This window comes from Streptomyces ossamyceticus (genome assembly GCF_001418475.1).
GTDB classification, from domain to species: Bacteria; Actinomycetota; Actinomycetes; order Streptomycetales; family Streptomycetaceae; genus Streptomyces; species Streptomyces ossamyceticus.
In genome coordinates, this window is sequence record NZ_LIQX01000817.1 from 1 (window position 1) to 6,247 (window position 6,247).

The window sequence follows — 6,247 nt, forward strand, 5'->3', positions numbered from 1 at the left end:
CCCCAATGGACGGATCAATTACCGTGCCCAGGCTGAACCGCGACGCGCGCGTCTATCAGGACCGTACGCACGTCTTCACGGCGTTCCAGGACCACGAGGTGACCGCCTACCGGGACAGACCGGTACGTGGACCGCCTGCGGTAGCCGGACGGGGAGGCCGCCGGGCGGGGCGGGGCGGAGCCGGTGGTGGTGTGGGTGGGGCGCGGTGGCGGGCAAGGCCGAGCCCCCTCGGCCAGGACGGCGGGCCGGTCGAGAGGGCTCTGTCAGTTGGTGTGTGTGAAGTTGTGTTCCTGGTGGGGGTGAACCATGGTCACGCGAGGTCGAAGGCTCCCCGGTTGACCCCGGTGACGAACGCGTTCCACGAGTCGGCGGGGAACGCCAGGGTCGGACCGTCGGAAACCTTGGAGTCACGCACGGAGAGTGCCGCGACGACGGGGGACTTGACCTCGATGCACGCGCCGTTGCCCGTGGAGTACGAGGACTTGACCCACGTGTCCGTGGCGCCTTGCTGAATTGCCATTTCTGCTCCGCTAGCCGGTTGGTCGTTGAGTTGCTGTCGCCGAACTGCGGGAACACACGTCCGTTCCCGGACCCCGCAGTTCGGTTTCCGCCAAGGTCGTTGATTTCCTTGACGTGATCGACGCTACTCGCCAACATCGGCTGACGAAGCGACTATTCACTCGCGCGAGTGGCATATTCCCCTTGGGTCTTCCCCTCAGGGATACCAAGGTGTATCTTCCGTCCCTTTCAATCCCACAACGCCTTGATCAGGCCCGCGCGGGGACTACAATCGCGCATAGTCCTTCGCGATGTCGGCGATGAACTGGCGGGATTGATCCACATTCAGGGCCTGCGCCCTCAAGTGCTCATACATCACGCTGTACTTCTGGACGTCGGCCGGCTTCTCCAGATACAGATCGCTCGTGACGCCCTCGATGTAGACGACGCTGGAATCCGAGGCGTCCGGGAACTCCAGGATCGCGTACTGGCCGTTGAGCCCGGGATGCGCGCCCAGGTCGAAGGGAATCACCTGCACGGTGACGTGCGGGAGTTGGGACTGCTCGACGAGGTACTCCAACTGCTCGCGCATCAGGGAGCGGTTGCCGACCACCCGGCGCAGCGCGGCCTCGTCGAGGACCGTCCACAGCCGCAGGGGGCTCTCCGGCGCGGAGATACGTTCCTGTCGCCTCATCCGTACCTGGACCCGCTTGTCGATGTCCCCGGGCATCGTCTCGGGCAGCGCGCCCGCGATGAGGGCCTCGGCGTACGGGCGGGTCTGGAGGAGCCCGGGGACGACCTGCGGGTCGTACACGCGCAGACTGGCCGCGTCGGTCTCCAGGCCGATGTAGACGCTGTACGGGACGTCGCCGAACGCGTGCCACCAGCCCTGCTGGCGCGAGTCCTTGGCCATCTGCATCAGCGAGTCGACGACCCGCTGGTCCTCGACCTCGTAGACCCCGCAGAGGTCACGGACGTCGCGCTGGCTGATGCTGCGGCGGCCGTTCTCCAGTCGGCTGATCTTCGACTGCGAGACCAGCAGCCGCTCGGCCACTTCCTCGGCGGTCATGCCCTTGAGCTCACGGAGCCGACGCAGCTCCTGGCCCAACCGGCGTCGCCTGACGGTGGGATTGACATTGGACGCCACGGGACGTGCACCTCCGGCTGCGGGCCTCTACTTTGCGTATCTGCTGCTGAGCAGATTGCCACCAAGGTGCCGAGTACCGCTGGAAAACAGCGGATATGCGCTGTGCGTGCGCCGTTCGCGCCGTAGTTTTTCCGCCCTGGAGGGTTCTCCGCCGAATGTACGGCCAGCACCGGCACATGCGGCCGCGCGGGGCGGCGAGGTCCTGTCGTACGGACCGGGCCCGAACGGTCGACGGATCGACCGGCCGAGCGTGTCCGTACGGCCTCGCGCGCCCCGCGCGATCCAGCGGCTCCCGAACCGGGCCCTGGGGTCCCGTGAGGCGGTTCGGTCCGGCGCTGACGGTGCGAGTGGTGCGCACGGTGCGCATCGTGATGCGGTGCGCATCGTGATGCGGTGCGGGTCGTTCGGTGGTGCGGGTCGTTCGGTGGTGCGGTGGTGACGGGTCGTGCCGTGGAACTGCCCGCCGCGCCGGGGGGTTGGCGCGTCGGTGCGCAGGTGGCTCAGTGCGCCACGACGCGTGCCATGGAGCCACGGCGCGGCTGCATCGGAACACCGCGGGCGGGTTCCGGTGCGGGTGGCCGGGCGCCGGGTGCGGCCTGTCGGCCGGCCGGTGCCGGGCTGCGGCGCGGCTGTGCGGCCACGCCGTTCTGCACGTCCATGACGGCGTGGGCCACCAGACCACCCATGGGGTCGTGCCGGATGAGGTCCCTGAGCCGGGAGCGGGACGAGCGTCCCTCGTTCCCCGGGTACAGGTGCTTGCCGAGGCCCACGGCGTGAGCCAGTGCGGCGAGCGCGGCCGTCCGCGGGTCCGGCGGGACGCCGGTGCGGATCGCGGAATCCAGCCGGGCCCTGATCTCCCGGCTGATGGCCGTTTCCGTCGCCTGGTAGCGCGTCGTCGGCAGCACCCCGCACATCTGGCCCGCGACGGCGTGCACCATGCCGCAGCGCTCCAGGTGTGACAGATAGGTCTGGCGCAGCCCCAGCCGGGGCCCGCCGATCCAGTGCACCGCACGGACCGGAGCGCCGCGCCTTCGCAGCAACTCCAACGCGCAGTCCAGTGTTGGATCTCCAGTCGGCCGTGGGGACACCACGGCGATACGATCCCCGTCTGGGGCTATCCGTCCGGCCAGCGCCAGCTCCACTAGCTGCGCTCCGGCCAGACCAAGGTCGAGCGACTGCGGCTGTGCGGTGGTACCCGTGGCCGGGTCCAACGCCAGCAGCAGAAGCTCCTCCGGAATTGTTCTGCGGCTCCTGCCCATCCATGCCTCCCCGCGTGGATGAATGACAGGGTGACCCCTCTCACATTGGTCTGTCGAGGGTGCGTGACCGGAATGTAGTGGAACCGATAGGTATGTCGTTCTCGTCTACCGCAGGGGTTAAGCCCGCACACAGGACACTGGTACATGGTTCGGACAGCGGCGCGGCGCGGTGGTGCGTGGGGTGACTAGTGTCCGGGCGGTGGGTTTCACAGATCGGTAGGGCGCGTGTCCCGAGGACGGGCGGCGCGCGGGAGGAGGCATCGGTGGCGGGCACGTCCCCCGACAGGTCGAAGCGGTACGAGTCGTCGACATCGTCGGCGTCGGGGAGCGAACCGCCGATCCCGGAGACCCCGGGTTCCGGGTCCTCCACGTCTTCCGAGGACCCACGCCTCTCCCTCTCCCGGCCTTCCTCCCCGGCCCCCGGCCCGAAGCCGGACCAGGCGACGGCGGTCTTCTCCCGCCGCACGCTGCTGGAGACGGCGGAGACGACGGAGGGGACGGATCGGGAGGGCGACGCCGACGCCGACGCCGGGGACGTCAAGTCCGACGCGGCGGGGGCGGGTGCCGCCGCCGGGGGTGCGAAGTCGTCCGACGCGAAGGGCACGAAGGCCGACGCCGACGCCAGCGGTGCGACGGCCGACGCCGACGGCGAGACGGCTGACGCTGAAGGTGCCGGGTCGGGTGCCGAGGGTGCCGGAGGGGCTTCGGGCGGCGCTGGGTCGGATGCCGCCGAGCAGAGCGACGCTGCCGCAAATGCCGCCTCCGCCTCCGCCTCCGCCTCCGATGCCGATGCCGATGGCGATGGCGAGCCCGAGGCCGAGGTGAGCTCGGAGTCGGCGGCCGACGAGGTCGGCGACGCGCCTGCCACCGAGACCGGCGACGCTGCCGAGGACGAGTCCGGTGAGGGGGCCCGGCGCTCGCCGGGTGCCGCCACGCCCACCCTCGCCCTTGCGGCACGTCTGCCCGCGGCGCGAGAGGCGACGGACGCCAGCAGCGAGGCTGAGTCGGAGGACGCCGGGGCCGACCAGGTGACTGCTGGCCGCGCAAACGCCGCCTCCGACGCCGATGCCGGGACTCCGCGTGACCGCGAGCCCGAGGCCGGGGACGCGGATGACGCCGGCGTCGAGGCCAAGGGCGACTCTTCGCGTGACGGCAGGAGCGATGTCGCGGAGGGCGAGGGTTCCGGCTCCGGGACCGTCGAGGACGCGAAGCCCGCGGCGGTGATGGTCGGCCGCGCGAGCGCCGGGGCCGACGCCGAGACCGAGGGCGACTCGTCGCCTGACGGCGAGAGCGGCGCCACGGAGCGCGACGAAGCCGAGTTGCCCGCCGACTCCGCCTCCGACACCGATGCCAGGGCTCCGCGTGACCGCGCGGCCGAGCCCGAGCCCGAGCCCGACGTCGACGCCCGGGACGCGGGCGACGCCGTTCCCGACGACGAGGGCGGCAAGGCCTCCGAGGGCAGCGGGAAGGCCGGCTCCGGCACCCCCGCCCCCAAGGGCGGCTCCGGGGTCTTCTTCGCCAAGTCCCGCTCCAGCGAACTTGCGGCAGAGGCCGAAGCGGACGCCGAAGCGGACGCCGAAGCCAAGGCCGACGCCGAGCCGCCCGTCGACCAGGCGACCGCCATCTTCCGCGCACCCAAGCTCCCCCCGGTGGACCAGCCCACCACCATGCTCAAGTTGGGCGCGGCCGCCACCAAGGCGACCGGCGACAAGGCCGACGACACCTCCGACAACGACACCTCCGACAACGACACCTCCGACAAGGCCGAACGCGACGGCAGGGGCACCGAGGACGCCAAGGGCACCCCGGCCGACGCCAAGGGCACCCCCGAAGAGCCCGAGGGCACCCCCGACGACGCCAAGGGTGCCCCCAGCGAGCGGACCAGCAAGTTCGTGGCGCTCAAGTCGCTCGACGACGCCGCCCCGCCCAAGCCCGCGCAGCCCTCCGTCGCGCCCGCTGAGGCCACCCGGACGATTCCTCAGGTGGGCCCCGAGCGGACCACGCAGCAGCCGTTGCCGCCGAAGCCCCCGCTGGATCTGCTGGCGGAGCTGACGAACACGCCGCCGCCCCCGCAGACCCCGCTCAGGACGGCCGTCCGCAGGGTCAAGATCTGGACCCCGCTGGTCATCCTGCTGGTGATCGTCTTTGCGGTCGTACAGAATTTCCGTTCGCTCCCCACCCCGACGCTCGCGCTGACCGCGAAGGAGTCGTACGCCTTCGAGGGCGACAAGGTGACCCTGCCGTGGCCCGAGCAGGGCCAGGGCTGGATGGACGTCAACGGCATCGGCACCCTGGACAGCTTCGGCGAGCAGAAGCCCGTCGCCATCGGCTCCGTGGCCAAGGCGATGACCGCGTACGTCATCCTCAAGGAGCACCCGATGAAGCCGGGTGCGAAGGGTGCGACCATCCCGGTCGACGCGAAGGCGGAGACCGAGGGCGGCTACGACAAGGACGGCGAGTCCACGCTCAACACCGTCAAGGAGGGCGACAAGCTCTCCCAGTACGACGCCATCGCGGCCATCATGATCCCGTCCGCGAACAACATCGCACGGCTGCTCGCCCGCTGGGACAGCAACGGTTCCGAGGCGGAGTTCGTCAAGAAGATGAACGCCGCCGCCAAGGACCTCGGGATGAAGGACACCACCTACACCGACCCGTCCGGGCTGAAGGAGACGACCGTCTCCACCGCTGAGGACCAGGTGAAGCTCGGCAACGAGCTGGTGCGGATGAAGGCCCTCACCGACATCACCAAGCTGCCCTACTGGTTCGACCCGTCGGGCCAGCGCTGGGACAACTACAACCGTCTCGTCCCCTACAACAACGCCATCGGCATCAAGACCGGCTCCACCTCGGCCGCCGGCGGCAACCTGCTCTTCGCCGCCACCAAGGAGGTCGGCGGTGAGACGGCCATCGTCGTCGGCGCGATCCTCGGCCAGCACACCCCGCCGATCATCGACACGGTCAACGCGGTCAGCAAGACGGCCATGATCGCCGCCCAGGACGCCCTCACCTCCGACACGATCCTGAAGAAGGGCGACGTCGTCGGCTACGTCGACGACCAGCTCGGCGGACAGACCCCCGTCGTCGTCACCGAGGACGTCTCGGCGGTCGGCTGGGCCGGTAAGACCGTCAAGCTGGGGCTGGAGCCCGCAAAAACCATCCCGCACCAGGCGAAGGCCGGCACGAAGGTCGGCTCGCTGACCGTGGGCGACGGCACCGGCTACGGCGTCGAGGTCCCGGTGGCCCTGCAGAAGGACCTCACCGAGCCCGGCTTCGTCCCCAAGCTCACCCGCGTGAGCTGACCGGGGGACCGGCGCAGTCGCCACCCGCACACGGCCCACCA

General features: G+C 70.3%; 4 protein-coding genes. 1 reads left to right on the forward strand and 3 read right to left on the reverse strand.

Features of this window, described 5'->3' with window-relative positions:
* Positions 1-310 precede the first annotated feature (310 nt).
* The 3 genes from AOK15_RS39235 to AOK15_RS39245 all read right to left on the reverse strand — a co-directional run bounded on the left by AOK15_RS39235 (position 311) and on the right by AOK15_RS39245 (position 2,904).
* Positions 311-520, reverse strand: a complete 210-nt coding sequence (locus AOK15_RS39235; RefSeq protein ID WP_055523771.1) for a DUF397 domain-containing protein — start codon at positions 518-520, stop codon at positions 311-313.
* 264 nt (positions 521-784) lie between these two features.
* Positions 785-1,645, reverse strand: a complete 861-nt coding sequence (locus AOK15_RS39240; protein WP_055523772.1) for a helix-turn-helix domain-containing protein — start codon at positions 1,643-1,645, stop codon at positions 785-787.
* Positions 1,646-2,145: 500 nt separating this feature from the next.
* The gene (locus tag AOK15_RS39245; protein ID WP_055523775.1) at positions 2,146-2,904 is read right to left on the reverse strand and encodes a GOLPH3/VPS74 family protein; all 759 of its coding nucleotides are present in this window, start codon (positions 2,902-2,904) and stop codon (positions 2,146-2,148) included.
* Between the two features lie 263 nt (positions 2,905-3,167).
* Here AOK15_RS39245 and AOK15_RS39250 point away from each other — a divergent pair, with 263 nt between their 5' ends.
* A complete protein-coding gene (locus AOK15_RS39250; protein ID WP_055523778.1) occupies positions 3,168-6,206 on the forward strand; it encodes a D-alanyl-D-alanine carboxypeptidase in 3,039 nt (1,012 codons plus the stop codon).
* Positions 6,207-6,247: the final 41 nt, after the last annotated feature.